We start from the raw sequence: 16,086 nt of genomic DNA on the forward strand, positions 1-16,086 counted from the left end.
CCCTCCCCCGCCGCACTCTGCGAGTGCGTCGGCCTCTCCCGCAAGCGGGAGAGGCGGGAGCCCGCGGCATCACCCCCCCAAATACAAAACGACCCGGACGGGGGCATCGTCCGGGTCGCTGGAGGTCTTGGGAGGTTTAACGAAACCGTATGTGATCTTTATAGGGAGGAAGTTTTTCCGCCTGATGTTGTGGTTTGTTTCAATTGTTTCGTCGGCGGTAACGCTTCCGTGTCCAGGGATAGGGCGGTAAGATCAGTCCTATCCCCTTGAAATCATGTGACTTAAGCGGCGAAGCGGTCGACGCCGGCGCCCTTAAGCAAATCGGCCAATTGCTTCCGGGCGTAGAACATCCGCGTCTTCACCGTGCTCTGGGGGATGCCGATGATCTGACCGACCTCCTCCACCGACTTCTCATGGTAGTAGACGAGGGTGATGATCTCGCGATGCGCGGGTGACAGTTTTTGCACGCAGGCGCGCAGGATGGCGCTCGTGTCGCTGCGGTCGAGCGAGGTCTCCGGCGTGTCGCAATCATCCGGGATCTGGCGCACGTCTTCCTGGTCGATGTCCTCGAAGCGGCGCTGGCGCATCGCGGTGAGCGCCTTGAAGCGGGCGATCGAGAGCAGCCAGGTCGAGACCTGCGAGCGGCCCTGGAACTGGCCGGCGGTCCGCCACACGTCGAGGAACACCTGACTGACCAGGTCTTCCGCCGTGGTCGCGTCACGCACGATGCGCAGGATGAAGCGATAAACCCGCACATTGTGCCGGCAATAAAGGATGTGCATAGACGTCCGGTTGCCGTCGGCAATGCTTTCCAGAAGCATGTCGTCCGAAGTCGCCTGAGCGGCAATGATGCTCTGGCTGGCCTGGGCGTTGATGGCGATGACGTTCGGCATTGACTTGGCTCCCCGGTGCGCCGCAACCGAGCGGCGTTTCCTTGGACCAAAGTGTTAATGAGCCAACGTTTCGGGACGTCTGCACGAAAAGGGGAAAATGGTTTCGTGCGCCGCCAAATTGTTTCGTCGGGAGGGGCGCGACGAAACATTCGGGGCAAAAAGTCGTGGAATTTCAATGTACGGAAAATACGGGAGTGGGGTTTGGAGGCGCGGAACGAATTTTGAACGTTTGCGTTCCGTCGCGCCTCACCCCGCCATTGTCGTCCCGGACAAGTGTCTGTGGATATGAATCCCGGATCAGCGCTCCGCTTCGCTCGCTTGTCCGGGACGACAGCGGAGGATGACGCGCCTGACGCGCCCCCTACGCCTTCTCGCCCGCGGGCGAGAACAAATAGCCGCCGCCGCGGATGGTGCGGATCACGGCGGGCTTGGTCGGGTCGGGTTCGATCTTGCGGCGGATGCGCATGATGCGCAGGTCCACGGCGCGGTCGAAAGCTTCGGCGTCGCGCGCGTTCGCAAGCTCAAGCAGGCGCTCGCGCGACAGCACGCGCTTCGGATTGGCCGCGAACACCTTCAATAGCCCGAATTCGGACGCGGTCAGCGGATGCTCGTTGCCCTCGTCGTCGCGTAGCGCCTGGGCTTCGAGATCGAGCCACTTTGTCCCGAACCGTACCAGCTGCTCCTTGTCCGACTTCGCAGGCGCAGCTTGCGCAACGGCAGCCCTTGCCGGCGTGCTCCGCCGCAGCACCGAGCGGATGCGCGCCATCAGCTCGCGCAGCTCGCAGGGCTTTGCCACGTAATCGTCGGCGCCGAGCTCGAGTCCGACGACGCGGTCGATCGGGCTCGCGGTTGCCGTGAGCATGATGACGGGCACGTTGATGCGGCTCTTGAGGTCGCGGATGATCGAGAGGCCGTCTTCCTCGGGCATGTTGAGGTCGAGCACGACGAGGTCGGGCATGCCGCCGTCGATCGCGGTGCGCAGCGACTTGCCGCCGTCGCACAGCGTCACGGTGAAGCCGTGCATCTTGAGGTAATCGCCGACCATCTCCCGGGCCGGGGCCTCGTCGTCGACGATCATGATGTGCTGGCTTTGGGTCATGGTCTCTACATCACGGCAGTTCGGTCGCGGGGAGGGTGATGGTGAAGGTCGAGCCTTTGCCGGGGCCGTCGCTGTCGGCGGTCACCTCGCCGCCATGCATGTCCACAATACGCTTGACGATGGAAAGCCCAAGCCCCGTCGAGCTCTCGCCTGCCGTCGGTTTTGCGGATAGCCGCTGGAACCGGCCGAACAGGCGGCCGAGATCCTCCGGCGACAGGCCGGCGCCCTCGTCGCTGACGCGGACGACGGTGTCGCTGCCCTCATGGCTGACGGCGACGCTGATCTTGCCGCCGATCGGTGAGTATTTGATGGCGTTGCTGATGAGGTTGTCGATCGCTTCGCGGATGCGGTCGGTGTCGCACATGGTGACGATGTTGGAGGGAGCGGTGAGGTTGATGGTCTGCTGCTTGTTGACGGCGAGCGGCTGGTTGGCGTCGGCGACCTCCTTGACCAGGGCCGCGACATCGACCGGCTCGCGGCGGATGGTGATGTCGAAGGCATCGGCCATCGCGTCCGAAATCAGGTGATCGACCATGGTGGTCAGGCGCTTGGTGGCGTCGCGGATGTGGTCGACCTGGGCGACCACGCCGCTCGCCGAGGCCCCGGTCGAGATCAGCTCCTTCAGCATCTCGGTGCGGCCGAGGATGACGCCGAGCGGATTCTTCAGATCGTGCGCGACGGTGCCCAGAATCTCGTTCTTGAAACCGTTGGCGCGTTGCAGTCGCAGCCATTGCGCGGAGAGGCGGCGGTTGGCCTGCATCAGCGCGCGGGTGCGCTGGGCGACGCGGTCTTCCAGCTGCGTGTTGGCGTCCTGGAGCTGCTGGTAGAGGATGACGTTGTCGAACGCGATCGAGAGCCGGCTGGAGAAGATCTCGACCAGCGAGCGGTCGGTCTCCGACAGCTCGCGCTCGGCCTGCAGCAGCACCACCACCTCGCGGCCGCTTCCGGTGCGCAAATAGATCACGCTGCGGTGGTCGGCGAATTCGTTCTTGCGGCCCTGGAAGGCGGCTTCCACCATCGCGCGCAGATCAGGGTCGAGCGCCTTGGATGACGTCGTGCCGATGAAGCGGCTGTAGCAGCCGCTGCCGGCAAGCACCGAAAGCTCGGGGTCGACGCCGCCATTGTCGCGCAAAACCAGTATACCGGCGCAATCGACATTGAGCAGCGAGGCGAGCTGGGTCAGCACGCCCTCGGCGAGCCGCTGCATCGACTTGAAGTCGTACAGCGTGGACGCCGCATCGATGATGATCTCGAGCCCGCGCCGCGTCTGCAACATCCGCTCGAGCTGCTGGTAGGAGCGCAGCGCCGCGGTCAGCGAGGTGAACAGCTTGTCGGCGGTGAGCTCGGTCTTGGCCTTGTAGTCGTTGATGTCGTACTGCACGATTACGCGCCGCTCCGGCGCCTGGCCCGGCTGTCCGGTGCGCAGGATGATGCGCACGGTCTCGTTCTTGAGCTCGTTGCGGATGAATTCGACCAGCTCGAGGCCGGCGACATCGGTCTCCATGATGACGTCGAGCAGCACGGCGGCGATGTCGCTGTGCGCGGCCATCAGCTTGCGACCTTCGGCCGCGGAATGCGCCGAGAGGATCTCCAGGCCCTGGCCGTTGAGATTGTAGTCCGAGAGCGCAAAACGCGTGCCGTCATGCACGGCCTGATCGTCGTCGATGACGGCGATCTTCCATTTCCGGGCGTTGGTCTCCTCCGACGCGGTACCGGTATCGTCGATCAGGTGGAGGACATCGTCCTGTTCGGCCATTGAGAAGTCCCGTCACTCTCTGTGCTTTGCGCGCCGCCCTTGGCGACCCGGGGCATGATAATGCGAAAAGTGGTGCCTTGTCCCAGCTTGGATTCCAGCATCATGCGCCCGCCGAGCTGCTGGGTGACGAGGTTATAGACGATATGAAGCCCGAGTCCCGTGCCACCTTCGTTGCGCCTCGTGGTAAAGAATGGGTCAAAGGCCTGGCGCTGCACGTCGGGGGTCATGCCGGCCCCGTCGTCGGTGAAGATGATCTCGATGTCGTCGGCCCCGCGCGGCCGCGCCGAGATCGTGATGGTGCCGGCGCGCCCGTCAGCGAAGGCGTGGTTGGCGGCGTTGAGGAATAAATTGGTCAGGATCTGGCCGTAGGAGCCGGGATAGCCGTCGAGCAACAGTCCCTCGGGCACGTCGACCTGGAGCGTGGTCGGCGAGCGCTTCAGCACCGGGCGCAGGCTGGCAATGATCTGGTCGGTGGCTTCGCTGAGTGAGAACTGCCGCCGCTCGGCATGGGAGCGGTCGACCGCGACCTGCTTGAACGACTGGATCAGCTCGCCGGCGCGGGTGAGGTTGGCGACGAGCTGCTGCGAGGCATCGCGCGAGGACTGCACGAATTCCTCCAGCTGCGAGCGGCGCAGGCCGCCATCGCCCTTGAGCTGGGCTTCGAAGATGTCGGTGCGCCGGGCAAAGCTGGAGGCAACCGTCAGGCTGATGCCGATCGGGTTGTTGACCTCGTGGGCGACGCCGGCGACGAGGCCGCCAAGCGCGGCGAGCCGCTCGGCATCGATCAAATTCTGCTGCGCGGTGTTGAGCTCGAGCAGCGCGCTCTCGGCCTTTTCCTTGGAGGCGCGCAGCTCGTCCTCGGTCTCGCGCTTCGCGATGGCATTCTCGCGGAACACCTCCACCGCGCGCGCCATGGCGCCGACCTCGTCGCGCGCGCGCGTGCCCTGCACCTCGCGGCCGAGATCGCCGAGCGCGATCGCGCGCATCGCGGTCATGATCTGCTGCAGCGGCAGCCGGATCGACAGCGCGATCAGCACGCCTGCGGTCAGGATGATGCCGAGGAAGATCACCGCGATCGACAGCACCCGCCGCGAAATATCCGCCAGCGTGCGGTCGAACGTCTCTTGCGCCTTCTGCTCGCGCTGGCGCATCTTGGTCGAGAGGTCGTCGATGGCGCCGATCGCCTCGGCCTGGCTGGCATCGATGGTGTTGCGCAGCAATTCGGTGCGGCTCGTCAGTTGCTCCGAGAGCTTTGCAAACCCCTCGCGCAGCGCCATGGTGCGGGCAGCCAGCCGTTGCAGCGCCATCTTCTGGAGGTCGTTGTCGGCGAGATCGATCATCACCGGAATGGTTTTCTCGATCGTCTCGGTGTTGCGGCGCGCGTCGTCGGCGGCACCTGGCGACAGCGACAGATAGTACGAGTTGGCCGCGACCAGCATCGCAGTAAAAGCCTCGCGCGACTTGCCGAGCGAGGGCCAGATCAGCGCGTCGCGATGGCCGGTGGCGCCTTCGATGACGGAGTAGAGGCCCGCCATGTCCCGGGCCGGGCCCTGCACCTGGTCCTCATAGGTCCTGGCGATGGTCGCCTGCACGCTGCGCAGCTCGCCAAAGCCGTTGAGGAAGCGGTCGGTGGTGCGCTCCAGCTCCTCGACCGAGCCCGACAGCATCGGGTCCTTGGCGGCGCGGTTGGTCAGCGTGCCCAGCACCGCCTCGCGCAGCAGCAGGATCTCGGCGAACAGATCCGGGCTCGGCTGGTTGATGTAGCGGTGGATCAGGTTCTGCAGCCGCCCGGTCTCGCTTTCGAGCAGCGCCAGGATGCGGTCGGATTCGCGCACTTGGCGGACGTCGTCCCAGGCTGAGCCGAGCACCTGCGAGCCGTTCCAGATCATCGCCACCAGCACGATCACCACGGCGGAGTTCAGCGCCGCGATCGACAGGATGCGCCAGCGGATCGGCACGGCCCGGAGCGCGCCGACGAGACGCGCGCGCAGCCGCCCGATCGGGCCGGACGGCCGGTCTGCGTGCTCGTGATGTCCAAGTGCAGGCAACAGGCCTCACTCCACCTTGCGAATGCGTTCGATCAGCGCGGCCGCGGTGGGATCGCGTCCGGCCTTGGCGTAGATCGCAGCCATCGCGTCCTCGAACGGCTTGCGGTCGATATCCTTGACGATGGTGACGCCGGCCGCGCGCGCTTTAAGCTGCGACTGCTCCTCGAGGTCGCGCCATTTCTCGCGCATGAATCGGCTGGAGCGAAGCGCGGCCTCGCGGAAAGTCTGCTGGTCGTCGGCCGAGAGGCTTTTCCAGGCCTTCAGCGAGATCACCAGCACTTCGGGGCTCATCGTGTGCTCGGTGAGCGCGAGGTAGCCGGCATGTTTGTAATGGTCCGTGGTCACGAAAGATGGCCAGTTGTTTTCGGCGCCGTCGATCAGATGATTGGCAAGCCCGGTGAGCACCTGCCCATAGGGCATCTCGACCGGCTCGGCGCCGAGCGCGCGGATCATCTCGCTCATCAACTCCGATTGCTGCACCCGGATCCGCAGGCCCCGGAGATCAGCGACGCTGCTGACGGGGCGGACGCCGTTGTAGATCGAGCGCGCGCCGGAATCGTAGAAGGCGAGTCCGACGAAGCCGTAGGGCTCGAAACTGTCCAGGATCTCGCTGCCAACAGGCCCGTCCAGCACCTTCTGCATGTGCTCGATGGATCGGAACAGGAACGGCATCGCCAGCACCTTCATCGCCGGGACGAAGTTGCCGATCAGCGCGACATTGGTCCGGTTGAGGTCGATCGCGCCGACCCGGGTCTGCTCGATGGTCTCCTTTTCCTCACCGAGCTGGCGGGAGTGGAACACCTTGAGCTCGTGCCGGCCGCCGGTGCGCTCATTGATCAGCGCGCCCATGTAGCGCAGCGCCTGCACGGTCGGGTAATCCTCGGTCTGGGTGTCGGCGGCGCGAAACTCGCGCGCAACGGCGCTCGTCGCGCAGATGGCGAGCAGAAGCGCGACAAAAACCACCCCGGCCCGCGAGAGTTCGGCACGGTTCAACACTGGCACACTCAACCCCTCAGTGGTGGAGTCTATGACGGGAGCAAAAGGTTCAATGCAATCTAGCAGATGGTTAAGGGAAGGCCATCCCGTGCGGGGCCCGCGGGGTGATTGTGCGTGGCCTCTCGCCCTCATTCCCGGTTGAAACTGCAAAGGCCGCGCCGTAAGCAGGATGCAGCCGCCTTTTTGCCGCGCGGGATGGAAAGAGCCATCGTGATTTCAGCATTGCGCTTTTTGCAAATCGTTGCCGCCGCCGCGGCCCTCACGCTCACCGCGCAGGCGCGCGCGGCCACCGATATCGCGCTGTGGCACGCCATGTCCGGCGAGCTCGGCAAGCAGCTCGAAAAACTCACCTCCGATTTCAACGCCGCGCAATCCGATTACCGCATCGTGCCCACCTACAAGGGCAACTACACCGAGACCGTGACGGCCGCGATCTTCGCCTTCCGCTCGCGCAGCCAGCCCGCGATCGTCCAGGTCAACGAGGTCGCCACCGCGACCATGACCGCGGCCAAGGGCGCGATCTATCCGGTCTTCAGCCTGATGCGCGACATGGGCGAGCCGTTCTCGCTCAACGATTACCTTCCCGCCGTCTCCGGCTATTACACCGACGCGGCCGGCAATCTGCTGTCGTTCCCGTTCAATTCGTCGACGCCGATCCTCTACTACAACAAGACCATGTTCCGCGACGCGGGCCTCGATCCCGAGACGCCGCCGAAGACCTGGCCCGAGCTTGGTGCCGCTGCAAAACGCTTGCGCGACCGCGGCGCTGTGTGCGGCTTCACCACGTCATGGCCGTCCTGGATCCACATCGAGAATTTTTCGGCCTTTCACAATCTGCCGCTGGCCACGCGCGCGAATGGTTTTGCCGGCCTTGATGCGGAATTGACCATCAACAATCCTGTTATCGTCAAGCACGTCGCCCAGCTTGCCGAGTGGCAAAGGACAAAGCTGTTCGACTATAGCGGCCGCGGGCAGTCCGCCGAGCCGCGCTTCCAGAACGGCGAATGCGGCATCTTCATCGGCTCCTCGGCGACGCGCGCCGACATCAAGGCGAATTCGAAGTTCGACATCGGCTACGGCATGATGCCGTACTGGCCCGACGTGAAGGACGCGCCGCAGAACTCGTTCATCGGCGGCGCCACGCTGTGGGTGCTGCGCGACCGGCCGCGCGAGGAGTACAAGGGCGTGGCGCGGTTCTTCGCCTACCTGTCGCAGCCCGGCGTGCAGGCGGCCTGGCACCAGAACACCGGATATCTGCCTGTGACCCGCGCCGCCTTCGAGCTGACGCGCGCGCAGGGCTTTTACGAGCGCAATCCGGGCTCGGCGATCTCGTTCGAGGAGATCACGCTGCATCCGCCGACGGAGAATTCGAAGGGCATCCGGCTCGGCTCCTTCGTATTGATCCGCGGCGCGATCGAGGACGAGCTCGAGCATGCCTTCGCCGGTCAGAAGAGCGCGCAAGCCGCGCTCGATGCCGCCGTCGAGCGCGGCAACAAGCTGCTGCGCCAGTTCGAGCGCGCCAGTCCTGAGCGATAGCGCATGATCCGGAAAAGTGTGAAGCGGTTTTCCGATAGGATCATGCCTAAACAACAACCTAAAGCGCGATAGCTCATCGCGCTTTAGCGCCGGCCGCTTGCTGCACCCGCGACTGCGGCCGGACATCGCACAACCCCGAAGTGTGTGCGAGTTCACACGCAATGGGCCGCCCACCTGCGATAGTCTCGAAGGCGTGACGCCAGGCCGGCGCCGACGCCTGCCGCTCGCCGGCAGGAATAATCCCGGGGTTGTTTGACCCATCCATTTTCAACAAAGCTGTAGTGGAGATTCTCAATGCCCTGCACATGTTGCATCATCCCGAACGACGTTCTGACCAGGCTCTCACAGGACAAGAAGCTGTCCGCTCCGTTGCGCAAGCAGCTGGTCGACACGGTCCAGATCAGCCATGAGCTGCGCGAATTGCGCAACCAGGCTGCGAAATTGACCAGCGTGGCCGCGGCGCGTGCCGGCGGTATGATCACGCTGGCCGCGGCGCCGTCCGTCACCGTGTACGATTGCAAGCACACGCAGACGCTGCCGGGCACGCCCGTCCCGAAGCCGAAGACGTCCTCGGACGGCTCCGTCAAGCGCACCTTCAACCAGACCACGAAGGTGGCGAAGTTCTACCAGCAGGTCTTCAATCGCAATTCGATCGACGATCACGGCATGACCATGATGTCGTCGGTCCATTTCGGCGAGAAGTACAACAACGCGATGTGGAACGGCTCGCAGATGGTCTATGGCGACGGCGATGGCAGCATCTTCGTCGACTTCACCAAAGGCAACGACGTCATCGGCCATGAGCTGACCCATGGCGTGACCCAGCACAGCCTTCAGCTCGCCTATAGCGGCGATGCCGGCGGCCTCAACGAAAGCATCTCCGACTGTTTCGGCTCGATGTTCCGGCAGTGGGAGGCCAAGCAGGACGTCAAGAAGGCCGACTGGCTGATCGGCAAGGACATCATGGGTCCGGCCGCCAAGAAGCAAGGCTTCACCTGCCTGCGCGACATGGCCAATCCCGCAGCCAAGCACTGCCTTGCGCCGCAGCCGACCCAATATTCGCAAATCACGCCCGGCATGGACCCGCATTATTCCAGCGGGCCGCCGAACCTCGCCTTCTGCACGGCGTGCACGACGCTTGGCGGATACAGTTGGGCCAAGATCGGGCAGGTGTGGTACAATTCGCTCACCGGTTTCGGGCCGACGCCGAACATGACGATGAAGGCGTTTGCGGCGAGGACCCGGCAGGGTGCCCACACGTTGTATCCTGGCAACGCCGCCGTCATGGCCGCCGTTGATACGGGATGGAAGAAGGTCGGGCTTTAAAGCGTTTTCGAGCGAAGTGGATACCGGTTCGCGTCAAGAAAACGCGTCAAAACAAGAATCTGGAGTCCGTTCCGATCCCATCGGAACGAGGCTCCAGGCGCGTTATGAAAGGAAGAAGGCGTGGATCGCTTGAAGATCGAGCGCGTCGGAGGGTTCGCCGGCTTCGGCGGCCCTCACCTCAAAAGCCGCGGTGAAGTGGCGTTGTCGGATCTGTCGGCCGCCGATCAGAAGACGGTGGAATCGTTGTTTGCCGATCCGAACAAAGGTCTTGCCGCGCATCCCGGCCAGGCCGATTCGTTCAGTTACCGGATCACGCGCGGCGCCACGACGATCGAAGTCCCCGAGCATGCGGTCCCCTCGACCATTAAGAACAGCGTCAAGGATGTGTTGGAATAGGTTGACGCTGTGATGGATGAGACGCTGCCGGATTCCGCCGGTGCCTGTTCGGCAGGGGCTTGGGGACCGTCCGCGTCGACGAGCCTCACAGCCTACCGCGCCTTGCGTGCCGACCGGGCGCGATGGCTGCCGGTCGCACTCGACATCGCGCGCAGCCATGGCCTCGATGTCGGTTCGCCGCATGTGTTTTCGACCGGAACCAATCTCGTCGTCGGCCTCGGCGAAAGCCTGATCCTGAAGATATTCCCGCCGCTGCTCCGTGCGCAATTCGTCTCCGAGCGCGGCTCGCTGACGCAGCTCGCCGGCCGGCTTCCCCTGCCGATCCCCGAGATCGTCGCCGAAGGGGTGCGCGACGGCTGGCCCTATCTCGTCATCACGCGCCTCACGGGCACGCTCGGCTCGGAGGCCTGGCCGTCCCTGCCGGAGGACCAGAAGGAACGTGTGCTGCGCCAGGTCGGCGAGACCATCGCTTCCGTGCAGCGTGCGCCCCTCGGTCCGCTCGCGAGCATCGAACCGCGCTGGGATGCATTCATGCGCGCCCAGATGCAGGGCTGCCGCGCCAGGCACGAGCGTCTCGGCCTTGCGCCGAAATTCCTTGGAGGGCTCGACGATCTCCTGCGCGAGGCGGCGACCGGTCTCATTCCGATGGATGCGCCGCCGGTGATCCTGACCGGCGAATACATTCCGGAGAATTTCCTGCTCGCCTGCGATGACGGCGAATGGTCGCTCAAAGGCCTGTTCGATTTCGGCGATGTGCGGGCGGGATGGCGCGACTATGATCTGCTCGGCCCCAGCGCCTTCATGGCGGCGGGCCGGCCCGGCCGCGTCCGCAGCCTGCTCGAAGGCTTTGGCTATACGAAGCCGGACCATGCGCTCAGGCGGCGCCTGATGGCCCTGATGCTGCTGCACCACGCCAGCGATCTCAACAGCCATATCTGCATCGAGGGCTGGCAGCAGCAGGCCGACGATCTCGTCGAATTGCAGGAGCTGATCTGGCCGGGCTGAGGCGTCAACGCTCTGCTCAAATCAACAGCGCCAGTTTTTCAGCCTAATTTTGAAGCATAATTCTGTCTTTGTATGCAATTTTGGTGATGGCACCAACAGATGATCGGCGCCCTGGATTGCAGTTATCTTTTGTCCAACAACGACTTAGGCAGCTCCTAAGCTACCATTAAGCTTTGGCACGAACCTTGCGAATCCCTGTTCCAACCAGAAACTTTTGCGTTGGAGCAGTTTCATGAAGCGCCGCGATTTCCTCAAGTCCGTTTCCGGATTGGCCGCTGGCGCGGCGCTTCCGGCCATGCCCTCCGTGATCTCCTCGGCCCAGGCCGACGCGCGCTCGGAGACGCTGCTGATCGTCTCGGAAGGCGGCCCCAACAATCTCGACATCCACGGCGTCGGCACCAACGTGCCCGGCTATGAGGTGTCGTGGAACTGCTACGACCGGTTGATCAGCCATGAGATGAAGAGCGGCCCCGGCGGCGTGCCCTATTACGACCGCGACAAGTTCAAGGGCGAGCTCGCCGACGACATGAAGATCGACGACATGTCGGTCACCTTCAAGCTGAAGAAGAACGCCAAATTCCACGACGGCGCGCCCGTCACCGCCAAGGACGTGAAGTGGTCGCTCGACCGCGCCGTCACCGTCGGCGGCTTCCCGACCTTCCAGATGAGCGCGGGCTCGCTGACGAAACCCGAGCAGTTCGTCGTGATCGACGACAACACGGTGCGGGTCGACTTCGCGAAGAAGGACCGGCTCACGGTCCCCGATCTCGCCGTGATCGTGCCGTGCATCATCAACTCCGAGCTGGTGAAGAAGAACGCCAGCGAGAAGGACCCGTGGGGTCTCGAGTATACAAAGCAGCAGACCGCGGGCTCCGGCGCCTACAAGGTGACGAAGTGGACCGCCGGCACCGAAGTGGTGATGGAGCGCAACGAGGATTGGGTCGGCGGCCCGCTGCCGAAGATCAAGCGCGTGATCTGGCGCATGGTGCCGCAGGCCGGCAACCGTCGCGCCCTGCTCGAGCGTGGCGACGCCGATATCTCCTACGAACTGCCGTTCAAGGATTTCCAGGAGATGAAGGCGAGCGGCAAGCTCAACGTGGTGTCGCTGCCGTTCTCCAACGGCATCCAGTACATCGGCATGAACGTCACCAAGCCGCCGTTCGACAATCCAAAAGTGCGTCAGGCGGTCGCCTACGCGATCCCCTATCAGAAGATCATGGACGCCGTGATGTTCGGGCTGGCGAACCCGATGTTCGGCGCCGCCAAGGACAAGCCGACCGAAGTCGCGTGGCCGCAGCCGCACAAATACAACACCGACATCGAGAAGGCGAAGGCGCTGATGGCCGAGGCCGGCCTCGCGGGCGGCTTCGAGACCACGATCTCGTTCGACCTGAATTTCGCGGGCGTCAACGAGCCGCTCTGCGTGCTGGTGCAGGAGAGCCTCGCCCAGATCGGCATCAAGACCACCATCAACAAGGTGCCCGGCGCCAACTGGCGCACCGAGCTGAACAAGAAGGAGATGCCGCTCTTCACCAACGTGTTCTCGGGCTGGCTCGATTACCCCGAATACTTCTTCTACTGGTGCTATCACGGCAACAATTCCGTCTTCAACACCATGAGCTACAAGTCGGCCGAGATGGACAAGCTGATTGACGGCGCCCGCACCGCCGCTGCGACCGGCGATACCGCGACCTACGACACCGACGTGAAAGGCTTTGTCGATCTCGCCTACAGCGACATCCCGCGCATCCCGCTGTACCAGCCGTTCGTCAACGTCGCGATGCAGAAGAACATCAGCGGCTACCAATACTGGTTCCACCGCCGCCTCGATTATCGCGCGATGGCGAAGGGGTGAGGGGATGGCGGGCGCTGTCCTTCGGAGTGAGGTGAGCACGCTTTTCAGGCTCCCTCCCCCCTTGTGGGGGAGGGTTGGGGAGAGGGGCAGCCACAACCTCAGACCTCTCCCGGAGCCACCCCCCTCCCTAACCCTCCCCCACAAGGGGGGAGGGAACGCAGCGGAGCGCGTTGCGCGATCTCATTTCAAAGCGAAGCGCGAGAGGACATCCCCATGCTGACCATGATCGGCAAGCGCCTGATGTTCGCGATCCCGTCGCTCATCGGCGTCGTCATCGTCACCTTCCTGCTGACGCGCGCGCTCCCCGGCGACCCCGCCGCGTACTTCGCAGGGCCCGCGGCAACCAAGGAAGCCGTCGAGCAGATCCGCAAGAAGCTCGGCCTCGACAAGCCGCTGATCGAGCAGTTCTTCCGCTACACCAACGACCTCGCCCACGGCGATTTCGGCAACTCGCTGACTACGGGACAGCCGGTCGCGGCCGAGATCCGCAACCGCCTGCCGGCCTCCGCCGAACTCACGCTGCTCGGCCTCATCGTCTCCGTCGTCATCGCCATTCCGCTCGGCGTGCTGGCGGCAACGCGGCCGGGATCATGGGTCGATCATTTATGTCGGGTGACGACGACAGCCGGCGTGTCGTTACCCGTGTTCTTCACCGGGCTCGTGCTGGTTTATGTCTTCTATTTCCAGCTCGGCTGGTCGCCCGCACCACTCGGCCGGCTCGACGTATTCTACAGCGCGCCGCCGACGGTCACCGGGTTCTATCTGATCGACACGCTGATCGCGCGCGACCTCGAGGCGTTTCGTTCGGCGGCGAGCCAGCTCATCCTGCCCGCGACGACGCTTGCGATCTTCTCGCTGGCGCCGATCGCGCGCATGACGCGCGCCTCGATGCTCGCGGTGCTGTCGTCGGAGTTCGTGCGCACCGCCCGCGCCAGCGGCCTGTCGCCGGCGACCGTCATCGTCACCTACGCGTTTCGCAACGCGATGCTGCCTGTCATCACCACGCTCAGCATGGTGTTCTCGTTCCTGTTGGGTGCCAACGTGCTGGTCGAGAAAGTGTTCGCCTGGCCCGGCATCGGCTCCTACGCGGTGGAAGCACTGATCTCGTCGGACTTCGCGCCGGTGCAAGGCTTCGTGCTGACCATGGCGGTGATGTACGTGCTGCTCAATCTCGTGATCGACATTCTCTACGGCGTGATCGATCCACGCGTCAGGCTTGAGGGCTGAACCATGAGCTCCGTTGCACCTGCTGTTGAACCCGCTGGTCCCGCGCGTACGTCGGGACTGGTCGCGCTCCTCGAACAGACCCGTTACGTTCTCGGCGAGAACAAGGTCACGGGCTTTTCCTTCGCCCTGCTGATCGTGATTCTGCTGGCCGCGATCTTCGGTCCCTATGTGGTGCCGTACGATCCGCTGGCGTCCGACACCGCCGCGTCGCTGAAGCCGCCGTCGATGGCGCACTGGTTCGGCACTGACCAGCTCGGTCGGGACATCTTTAGCCGCGTCGTGGTGGCGACACGGCTCGATACCTTCATCGCGGTCGCCTCCGTCGTGCTGGTGTTTTTGATGGGCGGGCTCGCCGGCATTGCGGCCGGTTACTTCGGCGGCTGGACCGATCGCATCGTCGGCCGCATCGCCGACACCATCATGGCGTTTCCGCTGTTCGTGCTCGCCATGGGCATCGTCGCCGCGCTGGGCAACACCGTGCAGAACATCATTCTCGCGACCGCGATCGTGAACTTCCCGCTCTATGCCCGCGTCGCTCGCGCCGAGGCCAATGTCCGCCGCAATGCCGGCTTCGTGCAGGCCGCGCGTCTGTCCGGCAATGGCGAATTCCGCATCCTGCTGGTGCACATTCTGCCGAACATCATGCCGATCATGATCGTGCAGATGTCGCTGACCATGGGCTACGCCATCCTCAATGCCGCCGGCCTCTCCTTCATCGGCCTCGGCGTCCGACCGCCGACCGCCGAATGGGGCATCATGGTCGCGGAAGGCGCGGGCTTCATGGTCTCCGGCGAATGGTGGATCGCGCTATTTCCGGGCCTCGCGCTGATGATCGCCGTGTTCTGCTTCAACCTCCTCGGCGACGGCCTCCGCGACATCGTCGACCCCCAGCGGAGGACGTGATGGCCAATCCTCCACAAAAAATCTCCAGCGATTCCAATGCCATCTCTACTGTGCATGGGGTTGTTTTCGACCTTTTGAGTGACGGGAGGCCCGCATGACCGCCCAGCCGCTGCTCGACGTCCAGGATCTCACCGTCGAATTCACCACCCGCCGCGGCATCGTGAAAGCCGTGCAGCACGTCAACATCTCCGTCGCCAAGGGCGAGACGCTCGCCATCGTCGGCGAGTCCGGCTCCGGCAAGTCGGTGACGTCCTACGCGGTGATGCGCATCCTCGACCGCGCCGGGCGGATCGCCGAGGGCTCGGTGATGTTCTCGGGCATCGACGTCAAGGCCGCGACTGAAGACCAGATGCGCGATCTGCGCGGCCGCGAAGTCTCGATGATCTTCCAGAACCCGCGCGCGGCGCTGAACCCGATCCGGAAAGTGGGCGACCAGATCGAGGACGTGCTGCGCACCCATGTGCAGCAAGCCATGGTTTCGGACCGCGGCGAAAAGGCGATCGAGGCGCTGGAGCAGGTCAAGATCGCCCGCCCGCGCGAGCGCTATCACGCCTATCCGTTCGAACTGTCGGGCGGCATGTGCCAGCGCGTCGTCATCGCGCTCGCGCTGGCCTGCAATCCGCAACTGCTGATCGCGGACGAGCCGACCACCGGCCTCGACGTCACCACGCAGAAGGCGGTGATGGACCTGATCGTCGAGCTGACCAGGCGCAAGGCGATGTCGACCATCCTGATCACGCATGATCTCGGTTTGGCTGCCGCCTATTGCGACCGTGTCGTCGTGATGGAAAAGGGCCGGGTGGTCGAGACCGCCAAGGCCGCCGACATCTTCGCCAACCCGCAGCACCCCTATACGAAAAAGCTGATGCGCGCGACGCCGCGGCTTGGTGTGAGCCTGCGGGATCTGTTGCCGGAGGAGGATGCAAGTGCAGCGGCATCCTTCGCCTCTCCCCGCACGCGGGGAGAGGCCGACGCGCGCAGCGCGGCGGGTGAGGGGGACTCTCCCAGCACCGTGCGCGCGGAGAGTCCCCCCCCCCCCCCCCCCC

Annotated in this window: 13 protein-coding genes; 8 read left to right on the forward strand and 5 right to left on the reverse strand. The window is 64.2% G+C overall.

The window, feature by feature from the left end; translation table 11 throughout:
- Window positions 1-281: 281 nt before the first annotated feature.
- From IVB29_RS22160 to IVB29_RS22180, 5 genes are all read right to left on the reverse strand, one after another.
- Window positions 282-893 carry a sigma-70 family RNA polymerase sigma factor gene (locus IVB29_RS22160; RefSeq protein WP_247505514.1) on the reverse strand — a complete coding sequence of 204 codons (612 nt, stop codon included), beginning with the start codon at window positions 891-893 and terminating at the stop codon, window positions 282-284.
- Window positions 894-1,254: 361 nt separating this feature from the next.
- On the reverse strand, window positions 1,255-1,992 hold the full coding sequence (locus tag IVB29_RS22165) for a response regulator (protein WP_247505515.1): 738 nt from the start codon (window positions 1,990-1,992) through the stop codon (window positions 1,255-1,257).
- A 10-nt stretch (window positions 1,993-2,002) separates the two neighbouring features.
- Window positions 2,003-3,748: a DUF3369 domain-containing protein gene (locus IVB29_RS22170; protein WP_247505516.1), complete on the reverse strand. Its 1,746-nt coding sequence runs from the start codon at window positions 3,746-3,748 to the stop codon at window positions 2,003-2,005.
- On the reverse strand, window positions 3,718-5,796 hold the full coding sequence (locus tag IVB29_RS22175) for an ATP-binding protein (protein WP_247505517.1): 2,079 nt from the start codon (window positions 5,794-5,796) through the stop codon (window positions 3,718-3,720). The genes IVB29_RS22170 and IVB29_RS22175 overlap by 31 nt, the downstream gene beginning before the upstream one ends.
- Window positions 5,797-5,802: 6 nt before the next feature.
- A complete protein-coding gene (locus tag IVB29_RS22180; protein WP_247505518.1) occupies window positions 5,803-6,798 on the reverse strand; it encodes a TRAP transporter substrate-binding protein in 996 nt (331 codons plus the stop codon).
- Window positions 6,799-6,987: 189 nt separating this feature from the next.
- On the opposite strand from IVB29_RS22180, the gene ugpB reads away from it, so the two are divergent.
- The 8 genes from ugpB to IVB29_RS22220 all read left to right on the forward strand — a co-directional run.
- A complete protein-coding gene (gene ugpB, locus IVB29_RS22185) occupies window positions 6,988-8,328 on the forward strand; it encodes a sn-glycerol-3-phosphate ABC transporter substrate-binding protein UgpB (protein WP_247505519.1) in 1,341 nt (446 codons plus the stop codon).
- A 294-nt stretch (window positions 8,329-8,622) separates the two neighbouring features.
- Window positions 8,623-9,654 (forward strand): M4 family metallopeptidase, encoded by a 1,032-nt coding sequence (locus IVB29_RS22190; protein WP_247505520.1) that lies wholly within the window; start codon window positions 8,623-8,625, stop codon window positions 9,652-9,654.
- A gap of 120 nt (window positions 9,655-9,774) precedes the next feature.
- On the forward strand, window positions 9,775-10,050 hold the full coding sequence (locus tag IVB29_RS22195; protein WP_247505521.1) for a protealysin inhibitor emfourin: 276 nt from the start codon (window positions 9,775-9,777) through the stop codon (window positions 10,048-10,050).
- 12 nt (window positions 10,051-10,062) lie between these two features.
- Window positions 10,063-11,055, forward strand: a complete 993-nt coding sequence (locus IVB29_RS22200) for an aminoglycoside 3'-phosphotransferase/choline kinase family protein (protein ID WP_247505522.1) — start codon at window positions 10,063-10,065, stop codon at window positions 11,053-11,055.
- 232 nt (window positions 11,056-11,287) lie between these two features.
- Entirely contained in the window at window positions 11,288-12,910 is a 1,623-nt protein-coding gene (locus tag IVB29_RS22205) for an ABC transporter substrate-binding protein (RefSeq protein WP_247505523.1), read from the forward strand.
- A gap of 213 nt (window positions 12,911-13,123) precedes the next feature.
- Complete coding sequence (locus IVB29_RS22210; protein ID WP_247505524.1) at window positions 13,124-14,137, forward strand: ABC transporter permease; 1,014 nt, start codon at window positions 13,124-13,126, stop codon at window positions 14,135-14,137.
- A gap of 3 nt (window positions 14,138-14,140) precedes the next feature.
- Entirely contained in the window at window positions 14,141-15,040 is a 900-nt protein-coding gene (locus tag IVB29_RS22215) for an ABC transporter permease (protein WP_247505525.1), read from the forward strand.
- A 94-nt stretch (window positions 15,041-15,134) separates the two neighbouring features.
- On the forward strand, window positions 15,135-16,086 hold a 952-nt coding region (locus tag IVB29_RS22220; protein WP_247505526.1), incomplete at its 3' end, for an ABC transporter ATP-binding protein.

Origin of the sequence: Bradyrhizobium sp. 1 (assembly GCF_023073315.1) — a bacterium.
GTDB lineage: Bacteria > Pseudomonadota > Alphaproteobacteria > Rhizobiales > Xanthobacteraceae > Bradyrhizobium.

Excerpts from the sequence above, each read along its gene's own strand:
- IVB29_RS22160 (WP_247505514.1), bottom strand. The coding sequence starts at position 893 with ATGCCGAACGTCATCGCCATCAACGCCCAGGCCAGCCAGAGCATCATT.
- IVB29_RS22165 (WP_247505515.1), bottom strand. The coding sequence starts at position 1,992 with ATGACCCAAAGCCAGCACATCATGATCGTCGACGACGAGGCCCCGGCC.
- IVB29_RS22170 (WP_247505516.1), bottom strand. The coding sequence starts at position 3,748 with ATGGCCGAACAGGACGATGTCCTCCACCTGATCGACGATACCGGTACC.
- ugpB (WP_247505519.1), top strand. The coding sequence starts at position 6,988 with ATGGAAAGAGCCATCGTGATTTCAGCATTGCGCTTTTTGCAAATCGTT.
- IVB29_RS22190 (WP_247505520.1), top strand. The coding sequence starts at position 8,623 with ATGCCCTGCACATGTTGCATCATCCCGAACGACGTTCTGACCAGGCTC.
- IVB29_RS22200 (WP_247505522.1), top strand. The coding sequence starts at position 10,063 with ATGGATGAGACGCTGCCGGATTCCGCCGGTGCCTGTTCGGCAGGGGCT.
- IVB29_RS22205 (WP_247505523.1), top strand. The coding sequence starts at position 11,288 with ATGAAGCGCCGCGATTTCCTCAAGTCCGTTTCCGGATTGGCCGCTGGC.
- IVB29_RS22210 (WP_247505524.1), top strand. The coding sequence starts at position 13,124 with ATGCTGACCATGATCGGCAAGCGCCTGATGTTCGCGATCCCGTCGCTC.
- IVB29_RS22215 (WP_247505525.1), top strand. The coding sequence starts at position 14,141 with ATGAGCTCCGTTGCACCTGCTGTTGAACCCGCTGGTCCCGCGCGTACG.